The organism is Arthrobacter nitrophenolicus (genome assembly GCF_045833485.1).
Taxonomy (GTDB): domain Bacteria; phylum Actinomycetota; class Actinomycetes; order Actinomycetales; family Micrococcaceae; genus Arthrobacter; species Arthrobacter nitrophenolicus.
Window position 1 is genome coordinate 764,868 of the sequence record NZ_CP174504.1, and the last position, 16,384, is coordinate 781,251.

Annotated in this window: 17 protein-coding genes; 11 read left to right on the forward strand and 6 right to left on the reverse strand. The window is 69.0% G+C overall.

Going from position 1 to position 16,384, the window contains the following annotated elements; all coding sequences use genetic code 11:
* Positions 1-183: 183 nt before the first annotated feature.
* The 10 genes from ACJJV6_RS03590 (at position 184) to ACJJV6_RS03635 (ending at position 8,523) form a co-directional block, all read left to right on the forward strand.
* Positions 184-1,650, forward strand: coding sequence for a TrkH family potassium uptake protein (locus ACJJV6_RS03590; RefSeq protein ID WP_407709981.1), 1,467 nt, complete (start codon positions 184-186; stop codon positions 1,648-1,650).
* Between the two features lie 4 nt (positions 1,651-1,654).
* The gene (locus ACJJV6_RS03595; protein WP_052014004.1) at positions 1,655-2,335 is read left to right on the forward strand and encodes a TrkA family potassium uptake protein; all 681 of its coding nucleotides are present in this window, start codon (positions 1,655-1,657) and stop codon (positions 2,333-2,335) included.
* 22 nt (positions 2,336-2,357) lie between these two features.
* Positions 2,358-3,107 carry an ABC transporter permease gene (locus ACJJV6_RS03600; protein WP_407709982.1) on the forward strand — a complete coding sequence of 250 codons (750 nt, stop codon included), beginning with the start codon at positions 2,358-2,360 and terminating at the stop codon, positions 3,105-3,107.
* Between the two features lie 105 nt (positions 3,108-3,212).
* A complete protein-coding gene (locus tag ACJJV6_RS03605; RefSeq protein ID WP_407709983.1) occupies positions 3,213-3,542 on the forward strand; it encodes a PadR family transcriptional regulator in 330 nt (109 codons plus the stop codon).
* A 1-nt stretch (position 3,543) separates the two neighbouring features.
* Complete coding sequence (locus tag ACJJV6_RS03610; protein ID WP_407709984.1) at positions 3,544-3,915, forward strand: DUF1048 domain-containing protein; 372 nt, start codon at positions 3,544-3,546, stop codon at positions 3,913-3,915.
* Positions 3,912-4,694, forward strand: a complete 783-nt coding sequence (locus tag ACJJV6_RS03615) for an ABC transporter ATP-binding protein (RefSeq protein ID WP_407709985.1) — start codon at positions 3,912-3,914, stop codon at positions 4,692-4,694. Before ACJJV6_RS03610 ends, ACJJV6_RS03615 begins: the two co-directional genes overlap by 4 nt.
* Positions 4,691-5,455 carry an ABC transporter permease gene (locus tag ACJJV6_RS03620; protein WP_407709986.1) on the forward strand — a complete coding sequence of 255 codons (765 nt, stop codon included), beginning with the start codon at positions 4,691-4,693 and terminating at the stop codon, positions 5,453-5,455. The genes ACJJV6_RS03615 and ACJJV6_RS03620 overlap by 4 nt, the downstream gene beginning before the upstream one ends.
* Before the next feature lie 120 nt (positions 5,456-5,575).
* Positions 5,576-5,842: an SHOCT domain-containing protein gene (locus tag ACJJV6_RS03625; RefSeq protein ID WP_009356585.1), complete on the forward strand. Its 267-nt coding sequence runs from the start codon at positions 5,576-5,578 to the stop codon at positions 5,840-5,842.
* Positions 5,842-7,308: a multicopper oxidase family protein gene (locus tag ACJJV6_RS03630; RefSeq protein WP_407709987.1), complete on the forward strand. Its 1,467-nt coding sequence runs from the start codon at positions 5,842-5,844 to the stop codon at positions 7,306-7,308. Before ACJJV6_RS03625 ends, ACJJV6_RS03630 begins: the two co-directional genes overlap by 1 nt.
* 24 nt (positions 7,309-7,332) lie before the next feature.
* On the forward strand, positions 7,333-8,523 hold the full coding sequence (locus ACJJV6_RS03635) for an FAD-dependent oxidoreductase (protein ID WP_407709988.1): 1,191 nt from the start codon (positions 7,333-7,335) through the stop codon (positions 8,521-8,523).
* Between the two features lie 28 nt (positions 8,524-8,551).
* Here the strand turns inward: ACJJV6_RS03635 and ACJJV6_RS03640 are convergent, their stop codons facing one another.
* From ACJJV6_RS03640 to ACJJV6_RS03655, 4 genes are read right to left on the reverse strand one after another with little or no spacing between them, the layout of a single operon-like run.
* The gene (locus ACJJV6_RS03640) at positions 8,552-9,871 is read right to left on the reverse strand and encodes an erythromycin esterase family protein (RefSeq protein ID WP_407709989.1); all 1,320 of its coding nucleotides are present in this window, start codon (positions 9,869-9,871) and stop codon (positions 8,552-8,554) included.
* Complete coding sequence (locus ACJJV6_RS03645) at positions 9,868-11,226, reverse strand: phosphoribosyltransferase family protein (RefSeq protein ID WP_407709990.1); 1,359 nt, start codon at positions 11,224-11,226, stop codon at positions 9,868-9,870. The genes ACJJV6_RS03640 and ACJJV6_RS03645 overlap by 4 nt, the downstream gene beginning before the upstream one ends.
* Before the next feature lie 12 nt (positions 11,227-11,238).
* Positions 11,239-11,577 (reverse strand): CU044_2847 family protein, encoded by a 339-nt coding sequence (locus ACJJV6_RS03650; protein WP_407709991.1) that lies wholly within the window; start codon positions 11,575-11,577, stop codon positions 11,239-11,241.
* 17 nt (positions 11,578-11,594) lie between these two features.
* The gene (locus tag ACJJV6_RS03655) at positions 11,595-12,845 is read right to left on the reverse strand and encodes a VIT1/CCC1 transporter family protein (RefSeq protein ID WP_407709992.1); all 1,251 of its coding nucleotides are present in this window, start codon (positions 12,843-12,845) and stop codon (positions 11,595-11,597) included.
* Between the two features lie 348 nt (positions 12,846-13,193).
* Between ACJJV6_RS03655 and lepB the strand changes: the two genes are divergently transcribed.
* Positions 13,194-13,676 carry a signal peptidase I gene (lepB, locus tag ACJJV6_RS03660; protein ID WP_407709993.1) on the forward strand — a complete coding sequence of 161 codons (483 nt, stop codon included), beginning with the start codon at positions 13,194-13,196 and terminating at the stop codon, positions 13,674-13,676.
* Here the strand turns inward: lepB and ACJJV6_RS03665 are convergent.
* Both ACJJV6_RS03665 and ACJJV6_RS03670 read right to left on the reverse strand, forming a co-directional pair.
* A complete protein-coding gene (locus tag ACJJV6_RS03665; protein ID WP_009356594.1) occupies positions 13,673-14,842 on the reverse strand; it encodes a glutamate--cysteine ligase in 1,170 nt (389 codons plus the stop codon). The two genes, lepB and ACJJV6_RS03665, sit on opposite strands and share 4 nt — an antisense overlap.
* Entirely contained in the window at positions 14,823-16,373 is a 1,551-nt protein-coding gene (locus tag ACJJV6_RS03670; protein ID WP_407709994.1) for a M20/M25/M40 family metallo-hydrolase, read from the reverse strand. Before ACJJV6_RS03670 ends, ACJJV6_RS03665 begins: the two co-directional genes overlap by 20 nt.
* Positions 16,374-16,384 lie beyond the last annotated feature (11 nt).

The following is a 16,384-nucleotide window of genomic DNA, read 5'->3' on the forward strand; positions in this document are numbered from 1 at the left end:
GTCACTCACGCACAGGCGGCTGCCATGCACGTGCCGCAGGCGGGGACGTCTGCGGGCCGACCAGGCTTCCCGGCTCTCCGGTCCACATCATACAAGCGGCGGATATGCCGCGGTAGAGGCTTTGGACCACGGGCATTGGCCTGGATACGACGGCTTCCGCCGCCCGGTGCTAACGTGACGCCTATGCATCTGAAGGCCTACCAGCGCGGTCCCACCCCACCGCGGCGGAGGCGGAAACCAAGCCTTGTCCTTGCCGGCTACAGCCGCTCCGTCGCAGCCTTCCAGAACCAGCAGCTCTCCACCCTCCAGAGGCTCGTGCGCCGCCTGCTGCCGCTGCACCCCGCCCAGCTGATCGTCCTGGGATTCGCGCTGGCCATCGGCGTTGGGACAGCGCTTCTGATGCTGCCCGTGGCACGGAACGGCGACGGCGGCGCCTCCCTCTTGGAGGCCCTGTTCACCGCCACCTCGGCCGTCTGCGTGACCGGGCTGATCACCGTGGACACACCGGTGTTCTGGAGCGGCTTCGGGCAGGTGGTGATCCTGGTCCTGATCCAGGTGGGCGGCTTCGGCGTGATGTCCTTCGGTACTTTGCTGGGTGTCCTGACCGCCCGGCGGCTGGGCCTGCGCTCCAAAATGCTGGCGGCAGCCGAAACCAAGAGCACTGGCTTCGGCGATGTCCGCCGGGTCCTGCTGGGCGTCTTCATCATCACCCTGCTCGTTGAGGTCACGCTGGCCCTGGTACTGATGCTGCGGTTCCTGCTGGGCTACGGCTACTCCCCCGGCGAGGCACTGTGGCACGGGGTGTTCCACTCGATCTCCGCCTTCAACAACGCGGGGTTTGCCCTGTACTCGGACAACCTCATAGGGTTCGTCAGCGATCCCTGGGTGTGCCTGCCCATCGCCGCTGCCGTGATCATCGGCGGGCTTGGCTTTCCCGTCCTGTTCGAACTTCGCCGCGAGTTCCGCACGCCCAAGTTCTGGAGCATGCACACCAAGCTGGTGCTGCTGGGGAGCGCCACCCTCCTGGCCGGCGGCACCGTGTTCCTGACGGCCGCGGAGTGGACCAACCCCGCCACGCTGGGTGCGCTGCCTCCCGGCGAGCGGGTCCTGGGCGGGTTCTTCCAGTCCACCATCACCCGCACCGCAGGTTTCAACAGCATCGACATCAGCCAGATGCACCCGGTGTCCTGGCTGGGCATGGACATCCTGATGTTCATCGGCGGCGGCCCCGCCGGCACAGCGGGCGGCCTGAAGATCACCACCTTCGCCGTCCTGTTCTTCATCATGGCCACCGAACTGCGCGGCGGCACGGCTGTGAACATCTTCGGCAAGCGCCTCTCCCGGGCCGTCCACCGCCAGGCCATCACGGTGGTCCTGCTGGCCATCGCCCTCATCACGGCGTCCACCATGTTCCTGATGCTCATCACCGACTTCGGCCAGGAACAGATCCTCTTCGAGGTGGTCTCCGCCTTCGCCACAGTGGGGCTCTCCACCGGCATCACGGCGGGAATGCCTCCGGCCGGCCAGGTGGTGCTGATCCTGCTCATGTTCATCGGGCGCCTGGGCCCCGTCACGCTCGGCACCGCCCTGGCTCTCCGCAGCCGCCCCATCATGTACGAATACCCGAAGGAAAGGCCCCTCATTGGCTAAGGACATGTTTTCCCGGCGAGCCGGACGCGCCGCACAGGCCGACTCCGTGGCAGTGATCGGGCTAGGCCGGTTCGGCGGGTCGCTGGCGCTGGAGTTGGAGGCGCAGGGCACGGAGGTGCTGGGCATCGACAGCAACGAGGAGATCGTCCAGTCCTACAACGGCCTCCTCACGCACGTGGTCCGCGCCGACTCCACCAAGGAGGCCGTGCTCCGCCAGTTGTCTGTGCATGAGTTCGACCGGGTGGTGGTGGGCATCGGCACCGACCTTGAGGCCAGCATCCTGACCACTTCCCGGCTGCTCACCTTCAAGCGTCCGCAGATCTGGGCCAAGGCCATCAGCGAACCGCACGCCGAAATCCTGGCCCAGCTCGGCGTCGAGAACGTGATCCGGCCCGAGCACGACATGGGTAAGCGGGTGGCGCACCTGGTCCGCGGCTCCATCCTGGACTACGTGGAGTTCGAGGACGACTTCGTGATGATCCGCACCCAGCCGCCGCTGGTGGCCCGGGACCGGCCGCTGGGCGTCCTGGGACTGCGCGACCAGTACGGGATCACCATCGTGGCCGTGAAGAGGCCCGCCGGGGCCTGGACGCACACCACTGCGCAGACGGTCCTGTACGACGACGACCAGATCATTGTGCAGGGTCCCAAGAACCTGGCGGAGGGGTTCAGCCAGCACGCCTAGGCACCTCCTCTAAGCTGGCAGCATGCCTGACCTTGCCGCCCTGGTGCCCACCCTCGTGGCCCTCGCCATCCTGGTGGCACTCACGGCGGGCATCCTGTGGGCCTCGCGGACGCCGTCGTACGCTGCTCCCGCCGCCGCCATCCTCCGCGGGGCGGCCCAGCTGGCGCTCATCAGCCTGGTCCTGGGCGGCATCATCACCGATCCGCTGTGGGTGGCGGCGGCTCTCCTGGTCATGTTCACCGTGGCCGCGGCGACTGCCACCCGCAGGCTGGGATGGTCGTGGCAGCGGTTCGCCGTGGTGTCCGCCACCATGGCGGCCGGCATCCTGGTGACCCTCGGCGTGGTGTTCGGCACCGGCGCCATCGAGTTCGCGCCGCGCTACGTCCTGGCCGTTGGCGGCATCGTGATCGGCAACTGCATGACCATCGCCGTCCTGGCGGGCCGCCGGTTCTATGAGGCCGTGCGGGAGCAGTGGGACGAGGTGGAGGGCTGGCTGGCACTCGGCGCAACGCCCGGCCGGGCCACCCTCAGGCAGGCCCGCGAGTCCGTGCACGCGGCACTGATCCCCTCCACGGACCAGACCAAGACCACCGGCCTGGTGACCCTGCCCGGCGCCTTCGTGGGCGCCATCTTCGGCGGCGCCTCACCCCTTGAGGCCGGCCGCTTCCAAGTGGTGGTGCTGGCGTCCATCCTGGCCGCCGGATCGGTGACCGCCGTCGCGCTGATGCGCTCCCTCCGCGCCGTGAAGGTCCGCCCCGGGGCGCTCCCCTAAGACCTCCCCCGGCTGGTGTTGCGGGGGGCTGTTGCGCGGTCGGTATTCAGCGTTACTATGTACTGGTAGTTAGTAACACTGAGTAGCCGAAGGTGGCCGATAAAAATGGGCAAGCAGATGACCGAGATGCTGAAGGGCACCCTGGAGGGCATCGTGCTGGCGATCCTGGCCGCGCAACCGGCCTATGGCTACGAAATCACGGCGCGTCTGCGCGAGCAGGGCTTTGCCGACATCGCCGAAGGCACCGTGTACGCGCTGCTGATCAGGATCGAGCAGCGCAAGCTCGTGGACGTGGAAAAGGTCCCGTCCGAGAAGGGCCCGCCGCGCAAGGTCTACTCGCTCAACGCACAGGGCAAGCAGGAACTCGAGGAGTTCTGGAGGACGTGGAGCTTCCTCGCGGAACGTATTGAACAGCTCCACCAGGGAGGAAACTGACATGGCTGCCAAATGGATTGAAGCACTGACCGGACCGCTCGAGCAGAAGAAGCAGTACAAGCAGGCCAAGGCCCGTATGGATGCGCTGCCCGAGCCCTACCTCACAGCGGCGAACGCCTACAACCGCTACCTCATGTACTACGGCGGCGTCACCGAGGGCGACACGATTGTCCAGATGTTCTCCGACCTCGCCGACCTCTGGGAGCGCGCCGCTGCGGACGGCACGCCCGTTGGCGACATCGTGGGAAACGACCCCGTGGAATTCGCCGAATCGTTCGCCCAGGCCTACGGCGGCAAGCGCTGGATCGACAAGGAACGCACCCGCCTCATCGAGGCAGTTGAGGACGCGAAGAGGAAGGAAGCCAGGCCATGACCGCCGCGCGGGCCCTGGACCCCGCCATCCGGGTGCAGGGCATCGAGAAGTCGTTCAAGGACCTGCAGGTGCTGCGCGGCGTTGGTTTCGAGGTGGAAGCCGGGAGCATCTTCGCGCTCCTCGGCTCCAACGGCGCCGGAAAGACCACGCTGGTGCGGATCCTTTCCACGCTGCTCAGGCCCGACGCCGGCACCGCCTCGGTCAACGGGTTCGACGTCGGCGCGGAGCCGGCCGGGGTGCGCGGCTCCATCAGCCTGACCGGCCAGTTTGCCGCGGTGGACGAGGCGCTCACCGGGCGGGAGAACCTGGTGCTGGTGGCCAGGCTGCGGCACGTGGAAGACCCCGGCGCGGTTGCTGACAGCCTGCTGGCCCGCTTCGACCTTGCGGAGGCAGGGGACCGCAGGGCGGCCACGTACTCCGGTGGCATGCGGCGCCGGCTGGACATTGCCATGAGCCTGATCGGCGATCCGCCGGTCATCTTCCTCGACGAACCCACCACCGGGCTGGACCCGCAGGCGCGGATCGAGGTGTGGCAGACCATCCGGCAGCTCGCCGGCGGGGGCACCACAGTGCTCCTCACCACCCAGTACCTGGACGAGGCGGAACAGCTGGCGGACCGGATCGCCATCCTGCACCAGGGCACCATCATCCAGAACGGCACCCTGGCCGAGCTCAAGCAGCTCCTCCCGCCCGCGAAGGTGGAGTACGTGGAGAAGCAGCCCTCCCTTGAGGACGTCTTCCTCGCCCTCGTCGGTGATACGCGAAAGGAACCACGATGACCACCCACGTCCTTGCCGACACCGGCGTCCTGACCGGCCGCTCCCTGCGCCACATACTGCGCAGCCCGGACACGATCATCACGACGGCGGTCACCCCCATCGCGCTGATGCTGCTGTTCGTGTACGTGTTCGGCGGCGCGATCAGCACCGGTTCCCCGGACGCGTACGTCAACTACATGCTTCCGGGCATCCTGCTCATCACCATCGCCTCGGGGGTGGCGTACACCGCGTACCGGCTCTTCCTGGACCTGCAGGGCGGGATCTTCGAACGGTTCCAGTCCATGCCGATCGCGCGCTCCAGCGTCCTGTGGGCCCATGTGCTGACCTCGCTGGCGGCCAACCTGGCCTCCGTGGCGGTGGTCGTCGCCGTCGCCCTGGCCATGGGGTTCCGCACCGGAGCCTCCCCCGCCGCCTGGCTCGCCGTCGCCGGGATCCTGGTGCTGTTCACCCTGGCGCTGACCTGGATCGCGGTGCTGGCCGGACTCTCGGCCAAGACCGTGGACGGCGCCAGCGCCTTCAGCTACCCGCTGATCTTCCTGCCGTTCATCAGCTCCGCATTCGTGCCCACGGACTCGATGCCCGGCCCGGTGGCCTGGTTCGCCGAGAACCAGCCGGTCACGTCCATCGTGGACACCATCAGGGCCCTGTTCGCCCAGGAGCCTGTGGGCACCGGGATCTGGATAGCCATGGCCTGGCTCGCCGGCATCCTGGTGGCCGGCTATGCCTTCGCAATCGCCGCCTACCGGCGCAAGGCCGCCTGATACGGGGGCGCCCGCGGTGCCCCCTGGGCTGGCCCCCGCCGGGGCAGGACTTCGGACTCTATCTTCCGGCCCGGACGGGGCCAAGAATCAGCGTAGGGATGGAGAAGAAAGGCACCGGCCATGATGTGGGGCTACGGACAAGGCATGGGGTGGATGTGGCTGTGGAGCCTCCTTCTGCTCATCGGAATCGCGCTCCTTGTGTGGCTGGTGGTGCTGGTCTCCACCGGAGGAGTCCGCAGCCGCCACGGACAGCCCGGGCAGGACGGCCGGTACTTCCCCGCCGGGCGGGACACTGCACGCCAGATCCTGGATGAGCGCTTCGCCAGGGGTGAACTGACCGCGGACGAGTACCGCGAACGGCTCAGGATACTCAACGAAGGCCGCTAATGCGTCCCCTCAGCCGCCGGCAGGCGCTGTTCCTGGGCGGGCTGGGCGTTGCGGGCACTGCCGCCGGCGGCGTTGGGCTGGCCTGGACTTTGGCCGGCAGGGATGCGCCGGTTCCGGGAAGCAGCCCGGTCCAGCAGAACCAGGAGTCCAGCTCGGCCGGGCAGCTGCAGGTGGAGCTGGAAGCCGCTCCCGCGCTGGTGCAGCTGGCCGGCCGGCAGGTTTCAGCACTGGCCTACAACGGAAGCGTCCCCGGGCCCACACTGCGCGTACGGGCAGCAGACACGTTGAAAATCAGGCTCGTCAACAACCTGGACCAGGTCACCAACCTGCACCTGCACGGCCTCCACGTCTCCCCCGAAGGCAACGCGGACAACGTCTTCGTCCCGGTGGAACCCGGCAGCGCCTTCGACTACGAATACCGGCTCCCCGCGGACCATCCGCCGGGCGTGTACTGGTACCACCCACACCACCACGGCACCGTGGCGGACCAGCTCTTCGCCGGCCTCTGCGGGGCAATCATTGTCGAGGACCCCGTACCCGTCGAAGCAAGCGCTGAACGCATCCTGGTGGTAACGGACACCGCCGTGGATTCCGCCGGCACCATCAGCGCGGTGTCGCCCATGGAACGGATGATGGGCCGCGAGGGCGGACTGGTCCTGGTCAACGGCCAAAGCAATCCGCAATTCACGGCCCGTCCCGGACAACGGGAAAGGTGGCGGATCGTCAACGCCTGCGTGGCCCGCTATCTCCGGCTGCGGCTGGACGGGCAGCAGTTGCAACTCCTGGGCATCGACTTTGGCGGGCCGCAGGATCCGGAGGCAGTGGAAGAGCTGCTGCTGGCACCCGGAAACCGGGCCGACCTCCTGGTGACCGCACAGCCCGGCAACGCCGTCCTGCGCGCCTACCGGTACAACCGGGGCAGCATGCCCGGCATGATGGGTCCCGGATTCGGCCAGCGCGCTCCGCAGGAGGTGCCGGACAGCATCGCCCTGGCCACGCTCCAGGTGTCCGGGGAGCCAGCTGCCCCGCCAGCTGCCGCCGTCGCACCGCAGGGGCTCGGTGACCTGCGGCAATCCGTGGTGGCCGCCCACCGCCAGCTCACCATGGCCATGGGCATGGGAATGGGCATGGGCGGCGGCATGGGGGGTTTCACCATCAACGGCAGGGAGTTCGATGCAGCCAGGACAGACACGGTGGTCACCGCCGGGAGCGTGGAGGAATGGACCATCGTCAACGCAAGCCCCATGGACCACCCCTTCCACCTCCACGTCTGGCCCATGCAGGTCATTGAGGAAGGCGGGCGCGAGGCCGGCACACCCCGCTGGCGGGACGTGGTGAACGTTCCGGCCAACGGGCGCGTGAAGGTCAGGGTGGCTTTCGAGGATTTCCGAGGCCGCTCCGTGTACCACTGCCACATCCTTGACCACGAGGACCTCGGCATGATGGGAGTGATCGACGTACGCTAGGGCCTGCGAAGGGGTCCAGCCGACATGAAAGCAATCGTCGTTGGGGCCGGCATAGCCGGCCTGGTCACAGCCCGGCAGCTGGGGCTAGCCGGCTGGGACGTGGCGCTGCTGGAAAAATCGGATGGTCCGCGTCCCGACGGCTACATGATGGATTTCTTCGGCCCGGGCGTGGACGCGGCGGAGCGGATCGGCCTCTACCCGCGGCTCGCTGCGGCGGCGTACCGCCCTGACGCGGTGGAGTATGTGGACACGAGGGGACGCCGCACCTGCAGCCTGGACTACGGGCAGTTTTCCCGCCTGGCCGGCGGCAACGTCCTGAGCCTCCTTCGCCCGGACATGGAGCGGGCAGCACTGGCTGCCCTGGCGGACGTCCCCGCCGGAAGGGTGCGGATCCGTTACCGGGCGAGGCTGGCCGGGGCATGGAATGACGACGACGGCGGCGTCCGTGCCGCCGTCGTCGGCCCCACCGGCGAGGTGCTCACCGGGGACGTACTGGTGGGTGCCGACGGCATCCATTCCGAAGTCCGCGCCCGTATCTTCGGCCCCGAACGTAACTACCTGCGCCCCCTGGGCATGCGCGCGGCGGCGTTCATTGCCGAGGACCCGAAGCTGGCCAGCCGGTTCCGGAACCGGTTCGTCCTGACGGACAGCATCGGCCGGATGGCCGGGATCTACAGCCTCCGGACCGGCGAGGTGGCTGCCTTCATGGTCTACCGGGACGCCGGGGGAACGGGCTCCGGCCCGGGCTCCCCGGATGCACGCGATCGGCTCTGCGAGGAATTCGCCGGCCTTGGCGTCACTGTGGACCGCCTGCTCGAGCTCTGCCCTGAATATCCCTACGACGACGTGGTTGCACAGACCATCATGCCGGTGTGGCACAGGGGCGCCACGGTCCTGGTCGGTGACGCCGGCGGGGCGGTCTCGCTCCTCGCCGGGCAGGGCGGTTCACTCGCTATTGCCGGCGGTGCATTGCTCGGGGACCTGCTCGGCCCCGCCTCCTCGCCGGATGGTGTCAGCGCAGCCCTCGGCGTGTTTGAAGAGCGGTGGCGGCCGCAGGTGGAGGCGGCCCAAAAGGCGGGGCGCCGTGCGGCGCGGTCGTTCCTCCCGGCGAACCGGGTCCAGCGCCTGGCCCGCCGGTGGGTCATCCGCGCAACCCATCTGCCCGGCGTCGACCGGCTCGTGGCCCGGCAAATCCTGGGCCAGACCGTGAAGTGACTGCGGGCCTTGGCCGGGACAGGAGCCGCTAGAACCCGGTGGGCTCGGTTTCCAGTTCCGGCTCGCTGGGCCGGTGTTCGTGGTGGAGCGGGCGCAGCGCGGTTGTCTTTGGGAACCAGATCAGCGCGTCGTACCTCTGTCCCATGACGGTGGGCACGTAGTTTCCCCGCTCCCGTTGCGGGTTGTACACCGCCCCGATGGCCCGGTGCCCCCGCCAGTTGGACAGCCAGGGCCCGGACCGGTGCGAACCGAAGACCAGCGTTGCCGGCCCTCCCAGCGCTTGGTTGAGCAGCTCCTCGTGGCTTCCGTGCACCGCTTCCGGGACGTCCATGGCCTGCTCCGGTGACCCCCATTCGCGAGCGGCTGTGACGGTCCCCGTGAACGAGGAGAAGCCGACCAGGACAGAAGAACCCGGATGCCGCTCACGCACCAGCTGGCCGACGTTGAGCATGCCGTCGTCGGCCATGTCGGTGGCTCGGGCATCGCCAACATGGGTGTTGTGCGCCCAGACCAACCCCTTGGAATCAGGGCCGTGGTGGCGGGCGAGCCGGTCGATGGTGTCGCTCATGTGGTAGTCGCGGATGTTCCAGGACTGGCGGTCGCCGCGGACCATGGTCCGGTAGTAGCGTTCGGCGTTGGCGGCCACGACGGCGTTCTGTACGGCGTCGAATGCAGAGGGATCTTCATGCAACCGCCCCAGGGTCCGCCGGTGCACCTCAGCGAGGAGCGCCACCACGTCCGCCTCGCAGGACTGCGGCACCAGGCGGTTGCTCCAGGCGTACCGCTGCGGGTCCTCGCGGAAGGGCATGAAGCATTGCCAGGCCCGCAGTGCCGCGGGCAGCGAGTCGGCGGCGTTCGCGTCCAGCCAGTTGAAGATTTCGCGGAGGGAATCCCACAGGGAGTAGACATCGAGCCCGTAGAAGCCCGTGCGCCGGTGCCCGGGCAGGTTGAGGTTCCATTCGCGGAGCCAGGTGAGGAAGCCAGCCACCTCGTGGTTGGCCCACATCCACGTGGGCCAGCGCTCGAAGCCTGCCAGCAACTGGCGGGCGTCGAGCTCCTGGTCCGCTTCCCCGCGGACCCAGCGGTTGATGCGCCAGCAGTCCGGCCAGTCGCCCTCCACCCCGATCCAGGTGAACCCGTGTTCCTCGATGAGCCTGCGGCTGAGCAGGGCCCGCCAGCGGTAGTACTCGCGGGTGCCGTGGGACGCTTCGCCGAGGCACACGAACCGGGCGGACGCGGACAGGCTGACCAGCCCGTCCAAATCGCCGATGCCAGTCAACGGCCGCGCCAGGGCTTGGATTTCCGCCAGCTCCGGTCCCCTGCCCGAATCCTCGTGGACGGCGTTCATCGCTGCACCTCCCGCGCAACATTCGTTTCCCGTGACGGGAGCAGGTACTGGCTGAACCATCCGGCAGCCAGCTCGGCCGCCTTGGCCAGTGTTCCGGGCTCCTCGAAAAGATGCGTCGCCCCCGGAACGATCTCCAGCCGGGTGGTGGCCCGCATCAGGGACTGGGCCTCGCGGTTGAGGGCAAGCACCTGGGGATCGGCTCCGCCGACAATCAGCAGGGTGGGGGCCCGCACGGCGGCGAGCCGTGCGCCGGCAAGGTCGGGACGCCCGCCCCTGGACACCACTGCCGCTATGTTGGCGTCCAGTTCGGCGGCTGCCCAGAGCGCCGCGCCGGCTCCCGTGCTCGCCCCGAAGTAGCCGATCCGGCCGCGCCAGCCGTCCTGCCGTGATTCCACCCAGCGGGTGGCGGACCCCAGCCGGCGTGCCAGCAGGGCAATATCGAACACATTGCTCCGGTCCACTTCCTCGGCCGGGGTGAGCAGGTCAATCAGCAGCGTGCCCAGCCCGGCATCATGGAGGACTGACGCCACGAACCGGTTGCGCGGACTGTGCCGGCTGCTTCCGCTGCCATGGGCGAAAATGACCATGCCTTCACACCCGGGAGGCCGGTACAGGTTGCCGGGCAGCCGCACTGCTCCGGCCGGGATCTCCACCTCTTCCTCCGCTCCTTCACCCTGCAGAATGCCCTCCTCGGCGGCGGTTTCGCGGATCAGCCGCAGGCGGCGTTCGGCGTCGTTGAGCAGCCGGACCACTTCGTCGTCCTCCGTGGCCGAGAAATCGTAGTAGTAGTAGCCCACCGCCTGGAAGTTCCGCGGCGTGGCCAGGCAGACGACGTCGTCCGCCTCCTTCAGCGACGGGATGGCACGCGCCGGGGCCACGGGGACGGCCAGGACCACCCTGGCCGCCCCGAGCTGCCGGGCAATGTGGCACGCAACCCGGGCGGTGGAGCCGGTGGCGATGCCGTCGTCCACCACCACGGCGGTGCGGCCGCGCAGGTCCGTGGGCGGGCGCCCCTGCCGGTAGCGGGCCGTGCGGTCCTCCAGCACCTGGCGTTCATTCTTTTCGACGGCGGCCAGGTCCTCTTCCGTGACGCGGGCCAGGGAGCGGACACGTTCATCCAGGACCCGGGCACCGCCCTCGCCGATGGCACCCATGGCCACTTCCGGCTGGAACGGAACGCCCAGTTTCCGGACCATAATCACATCCAGCGGGGCGTCGAGGGCTTTGGCCACCTCGAACGCCACCGGAACTCCGCCGCGGGGCAGGCCCAGCACCACCACGTCCCGGCCCCGCAGGCCGGCCAGCCGCTGCCCAAGCCGCCGGCCGGCGTCGGCCCTGTCCAGGAACTCGAACATCGCATGGTCCTCTCAGGGGGTCTCTTCCCCGTGCACGGGAGCCGCCTCCGGAGTCCACCACATGCGGAGGACAAAGTGGGCGTCGGCAGTGCTTTTGGCAATCATCGCCCCGGCGTCCCCGGCAAGTTTCACGCCGAATTCGATCTCCACCTGCTCAGGGGTGAGTTCCGCCATGGCCTCCAGCGCGGCATGGGCGGCAGGGCGGACACTGGCGAGCGCATCTTCCAGGCGCCGGCCCACATCCAGGATTCCCTGTTCGTTGCGGGCCGGGTGGTCCACGCCGTAGCTGTTGTCGTCAGCCTCGACGAGGATGGTCCCGGACCCGACTTCATACCGCAGCACTTCAGTCATGGCGGATCACCTTCCTGCTAGTGCGACATGCGCATGTTGTGATGGACCTCAATGCTGGGCCGGATGGCAACCGCAGTGACCACCAGGGCCACAGCCCCTGCGATCCATGACGTCCAGGCTGCCCCCGTTGCGGAGGTGTAGGACCCCAGCCACGGCGAGAGGACCAGGACGGCGGCCAGGACGGCCTGCACGTACTCCATTGCCGGGGTTCCGGGCATGGCCAGGTTGATGATGCCGCTGACCGCCAGGAGCGCGCCAAGCACGAGCATCAGGGTGGTGGACATGCCTTCCTGCCGTGTGAACAGGACCGCGGCGGCGGTGAAGAGTCCGGCGGCGACGGCCACGTAGTCCTGCCACCGATACCACTTTTTCACTGATTTTCCTTTCTGTTCGGGACGGGGGAAAGCCTGATGCTGTCCCCGCCCCGCGGGCGCTGGACCCGCAATTCCAGTCAACTCCTGGGCGGCACCGCCATCTAGGGCAGAAAGACCCGGCTTACGGAGGGATGCTGGATGCCAAGTTCCGCGAGCCGGGGTCAGAGCTGCTGGCCGATGAGGGAACCGATGCCAAAGGTGATGGCGGTCGCGGCAACTCCGCCGGCGACGGTGCGCAGGGCAGCCCGCTTCCACGGGGCACGGCCCAGGCGCGCGGCGAGCGATCCTGATCGCCAGGGCAATCACGACGGATCCCATGGTGACCGGCACCGCAATGGGCCGCGGAGAGGACAGGATGGTGATCAACGGGATGAGGGCGCCGAGGACAAAGGAAGCGGTTGATGACCATGCTGCATGCCAGGGGCTGGTGAGCCGGCCGGGTTCGATCCCCAGTTCGTACCGGGCGTGCGCCGTCAGGGCACCCTGGGCCATCAGTTGCTCCGCCACCTGGCGGGCGAGGGGTGGTTCGATACCCTGGGCGGAGAACAGCTCGGCCAGGTGCGCGGTCTCGTAGGCGGGATCGGTGTCAAGTTCCCGCTGTTCGTGCGCCAGCTCGGCCTTCTGCGAATCCCGCTGGCTGGAAACCGACAGGTACTCCCCCACCCCCATGGACAGCGCGCCGGCGATCACTGCCGCCACGCCCGCCGCCACCAGGGCGCTGGTATCCACGGCGGCTCCAGCCACCCCCACCACCATCCCGGCAGTAGAGACGATCCCGTCATTGGCGCCCATCACCGAGGCCCGCAGCCAGTTCAGCCGGGAGGCTATGGCTGCGCTCTGGGACTTCCCGCCCGCACCTGCGTCCGCTGGATCCTGCTTCCTGGAGATCCACATGATGCTCCTCCCTGCCAGGGCCGCGCGGTGGTGGCACCGGACCCTCCCATGGCACCATGCCCGTTCCCCGAAATCCACACCCTGGGGTCCCCAGCCCCGCGGACTGCTCCGCACAGAAGCCCGGACTCCGGGCTCCTGAAAAAGGCGCAGCGGTTATGGACCTGCCCGGCCCTCCGGCGCACACTGATAGTGCCGGGCCGCCCAAGGGCAACCGCGGGGCCGGCGGCACGGTCCGGCGCCGCGCCCGGACGCGTCCCCGAGGAGCATCATCACCACCATGAGCACGCCGGGCACGGAGGTTCCGGGCACGGGCACTGACGGGCACGGGCACTGACAGGCGCCCCGGCCATGAACCCCGACCTGCTCGCGGCGGCTGCGGCGCTGCCGGCCGCCGTCGTCGCAGGTTTTGCTGTCCGCCGGTGGCTGCTATTCGTGACGGTGGTGGACTCGGTGTCCATGGCACCCGCGCTGAACCCCGGCCAGCGCGTGCTCACCCGTCGCCTCCGGAACCCGGCCCGCATCCGCCGCGGAGACATCGTGGTGGTCTCCTCGCCGGAACTGGGCCGGACCGTGGTCAAGCGCGTCCTGGGGCTGCCCGGGGAGCGGGTGGTGATCGAACCCGCCGGCAGCATCCGCCTCAACGGAAGCCCGGTGCCCGAACCCTACGTGGCATACCCCGGCGGCCCGGGCGGGACGTTCCAGGTCCCGCCGGGACATGTGCTGCTGCTCGGGGACAACCGCGCCTGCTCCACCGACAGCCGGCACTGGAACCAGCCATACGTCCCTTTGGCCGCCGTCCGTGGAACAGCCATGCACCGCAGGGTTCCCTAGCCGCCGCCCGCCGCGACGCCCACCGTGCAGTTGGCGGCGTCCTCCACCACATCCTCGAGGTCGCCGGTGCGGTGCATGACCTCCAGCTGCCGGATGGCGCCGGTGCCCACATGCAGCAGGTTGTCCGTCAGCTCCTCCACGCGCTGCAGGTCCCCGCTGTCCTCCAGCGCCGGGCGGATAAAGTTCAGCAGGGAATTGACGACGGCGAGCGCGGGCCCCGGCCTGCTGGTCACCGGATCCAGGAGTTCCCCGCGCAGTCCCCAGCGGCTGGCCTTCCATCCCGCCAGCCGCAGCAGCGCCGTCGGCACCGGGACGGGCTCGACGCCGTCCCGCCACTCTCGCGCAGCCGTTTCCACCAGCCCCCGGGCGATCCCGGCGAGCAGCACAGTATTCTCCGGCCGCAGGCAGACATCGGCGAGCCGGACCTCCACCGTGGGGTAGTGCCGCGAGAGCCTGGCATCGAAGTAGACCATCCCCTCGTCCATCGCGACGCCGGTGGCCACCATGTCGTGTACCAGCTGGTAGTAGGCGTCCGGTGTCCCCAGGATTTCCAGCGGCCCGGCGGACGGCCAGCGGTTCCACACCTGCGACCGGTAGCTGGCGTAGCCGGTGTCCTCCCCGTGCCAGAACGGCGAGTTGGCACTGAGCGCGGTCAGCACCGGCAGCCAGTTCCGGATCCGGTCCAGGACCGCCACGCCCTCCTCCGGCGATTCGATTGCCACATGGATGTGGCAGCCGCAGGTGAGCTGTTCCCGCGCTGTCAGCCCGTACTCCTCCGCCATGGCCGCGAAGCGCCGCAGCTTCACCGGATGCGGGTCGCAGGGCAGCGGGGACGTTCCGAGTGCGGCTACCCGCACCCCCACGTCCTCCCCCGCCTGGTGCGCAATGGCCCGCCCGGCCACGATGTCCGCCTCCAGCGCGGCCATGGTGGAATGCGGCGGCGTGACCACTTCGATCATCTCCTGCTGGAATTCGGCTGTGAGCACCGGGCCGGCACTGGACTCGAACGGCCGCACGTACAGGTCCAGGAGCGCCCCCGCCATCGGCACGGCGTCGCCGCTGCCCGGGTCCACCAGGAGGAGTTCCTCCTCGATACCGAAGGTCCTGACGTTCCCACCGCTGCCTGTACCCGCGCCGCCGGTGCCGTCACTCGGGAATGTGTCCATCGCCGTCGTCCTTTGCTCGTTGCATCCTTGCAAGCTCGTCCCAGAAGCAGGCCAGCGTCACGGCGCCGTTCTCGAGGACGTCCAGGCTGGCGCTTTCGTCGCTGTCATGCCAGTGGTCCTCCACAAGCCCGGTGCCGAAGAACAGCACCGGAGCGCGGAGCACGCGGGCCAGAAGCTCCGCCGGTCCGCCGCCCGCGTTGCCCATCCGGCCGACCGCGCCGGCACGGAAGCCCCGCGCCATGGCCCGTTCCAGCGCGGAAACGGCCGGGTGGTCCGGGGTGCGGTACGGCTCCTGGGCCGTGTCCAGGTCCACCGTCAGCCGGTGGTGGAAGGCGCCGCTAATGGTGGCATCCACCCACTGCCGCAGCAGGTCCGCCAACTTCTCCACCCGCTGGCCCGGGACAGTGCGGAACGTCAGGTCAGCGGCGGCAACAGCCGGCACCGCGCCGCGGGAGACTTCGCCGGGATCGCCGGCCACGAGGGCCGTGACCTCGACGGCGGGCCGCAGCCACAGCCGCTCCAGCACCGTGTATCCCTCCTCGCCGGTGATGGCGCCGGTTTCGGACCGGCTGAGCCAGTCCTCGTCGGTGTAGGGAAGGTCCGCGATGGCCTGCCGCAGGTCCCCGGGGAGCGGCTCGACGTCGTCGTAGAACCCCGGGATCGCAATCCGGCCGTCCTCGCCATGCAGCCGGGCCAGGAGCCGACTCAGTTCAAACACCGGGTTGGGGGCGTTGCCGGAAACGGCGCCGCTGTGGACGTCGCGCTCCGGGCCGAACACCTCCAGGTCCGCCTTGAGGATCCCGCGCAGGCCAACGCACAGGGCCGGGTGGTCTTCGCGCCACAGCTGGGTATCGGAGAAAAGGACGACGTCGGCCCGGAGCCTTTCCGCCTGCTCCTCCAGGAGCGCGGCCAGGTGGGGGGAGCTTGCCTCCTCCTCGCCCTCGACGAGGAACTTCAGGTTGACGGCGGGCGTTGGGCCCGCCTGGGGGGACGTGGAGTGGGAGGGCGTTCCGGTTTTGGCCGCCGTAAGTGAGCGGGCGTTGGGGTTCTGACCGCCGGAAGTGGGAGGGCGTTGGTGGAGGTGGGCGCGGATCCCCTCAAGGTGTGCCAGGACCTGGCCCTTGGCGTCCGAGCTGCCGCGGCCGTACAGCCTGCCCTCGCGCAGCACCGGCTGGAACGGTGCCGTCTGGTTCCAGTTCTCCTGCTTGACGGCGCGGACGTCGTGATGGCTGTAGACCAGGACAGTGGGTGCGCCGGGGGCAGCGCACCACTCCGCGTACACCGCGTGCGACTCCCCCGTGGGCTGCACCTCGACAACAGGGAAGCCGATGTTTCGGAACGCGGCGGCCAGCCAGTTGGCCGAGCGGAGCAGGTCCTTCACGTGCCCGGGTTCCCCCACTATTCCCGGGACCTGCACCCACTCGGCCAACTGACGCTTCAGGTCCCCCCTGCGGGAGCGGGCATAGGCGTGCAGGTCCGGGCCGCCGTCGTCCGTTGGGGCAGCGGCGGCGGGGCTGTCCTGCCTCTCCATGCAGGCTCCTC

What these genes read in the sequence shown, in the direction of transcription:
- ACJJV6_RS03640 (WP_407709989.1), bottom strand. Translation starts at nt 9,871, where the DNA reads ATGAACGCCGTCCACGAGGATTCGGGCAGGGGACCGGAGCTGGCGGAA.
- lepB (WP_407709993.1), top strand. Translation starts at nt 13,194, where the DNA reads ATGAACCCCGACCTGCTCGCGGCGGCTGCGGCGCTGCCGGCCGCCGTC.
- ACJJV6_RS03620 (WP_407709986.1), top strand. Translation starts at nt 4,691, where the DNA reads ATGACCACCCACGTCCTTGCCGACACCGGCGTCCTGACCGGCCGCTCC.
- ACJJV6_RS03655 (WP_407709992.1), bottom strand. Translation starts at nt 12,845, where the DNA reads ATGTGGATCTCCAGGAAGCAGGATCCAGCGGACGCAGGTGCGGGCGGG.
- ACJJV6_RS03670 (WP_407709994.1), bottom strand. Translation starts at nt 16,373, where the DNA reads ATGGAGAGGCAGGACAGCCCCGCCGCCGCTGCCCCAACGGACGACGGC.
- ACJJV6_RS03595 (WP_052014004.1), top strand. Translation starts at nt 1,655, where the DNA reads ATGTTTTCCCGGCGAGCCGGACGCGCCGCACAGGCCGACTCCGTGGCA.
- ACJJV6_RS03650 (WP_407709991.1), bottom strand. Translation starts at nt 11,577, where the DNA reads ATGACTGAAGTGCTGCGGTATGAAGTCGGGTCCGGGACCATCCTCGTC.
- ACJJV6_RS03600 (WP_407709982.1), top strand. Translation starts at nt 2,358, where the DNA reads ATGCCTGACCTTGCCGCCCTGGTGCCCACCCTCGTGGCCCTCGCCATC.
- ACJJV6_RS03605 (WP_407709983.1), top strand. Translation starts at nt 3,213, where the DNA reads ATGGGCAAGCAGATGACCGAGATGCTGAAGGGCACCCTGGAGGGCATC.
- ACJJV6_RS03615 (WP_407709985.1), top strand. Translation starts at nt 3,912, where the DNA reads ATGACCGCCGCGCGGGCCCTGGACCCCGCCATCCGGGTGCAGGGCATC.
- ACJJV6_RS03635 (WP_407709988.1), top strand. Translation starts at nt 7,333, where the DNA reads ATGAAAGCAATCGTCGTTGGGGCCGGCATAGCCGGCCTGGTCACAGCC.
- ACJJV6_RS03610 (WP_407709984.1), top strand. Translation starts at nt 3,544, where the DNA reads ATGGCTGCCAAATGGATTGAAGCACTGACCGGACCGCTCGAGCAGAAG.
- ACJJV6_RS03625 (WP_009356585.1), top strand. Translation starts at nt 5,576, where the DNA reads ATGATGTGGGGCTACGGACAAGGCATGGGGTGGATGTGGCTGTGGAGC.
- ACJJV6_RS03630 (WP_407709987.1), top strand. Translation starts at nt 5,842, where the DNA reads ATGCGTCCCCTCAGCCGCCGGCAGGCGCTGTTCCTGGGCGGGCTGGGC.
- ACJJV6_RS03665 (WP_009356594.1), bottom strand. Translation starts at nt 14,842, where the DNA reads ATGGACACATTCCCGAGTGACGGCACCGGCGGCGCGGGTACAGGCAGC.
- ACJJV6_RS03645 (WP_407709990.1), bottom strand. Translation starts at nt 11,226, where the DNA reads ATGTTCGAGTTCCTGGACAGGGCCGACGCCGGCCGGCGGCTTGGGCAG.
- ACJJV6_RS03590 (WP_407709981.1), top strand. Translation starts at nt 184, where the DNA reads ATGCATCTGAAGGCCTACCAGCGCGGTCCCACCCCACCGCGGCGGAGG.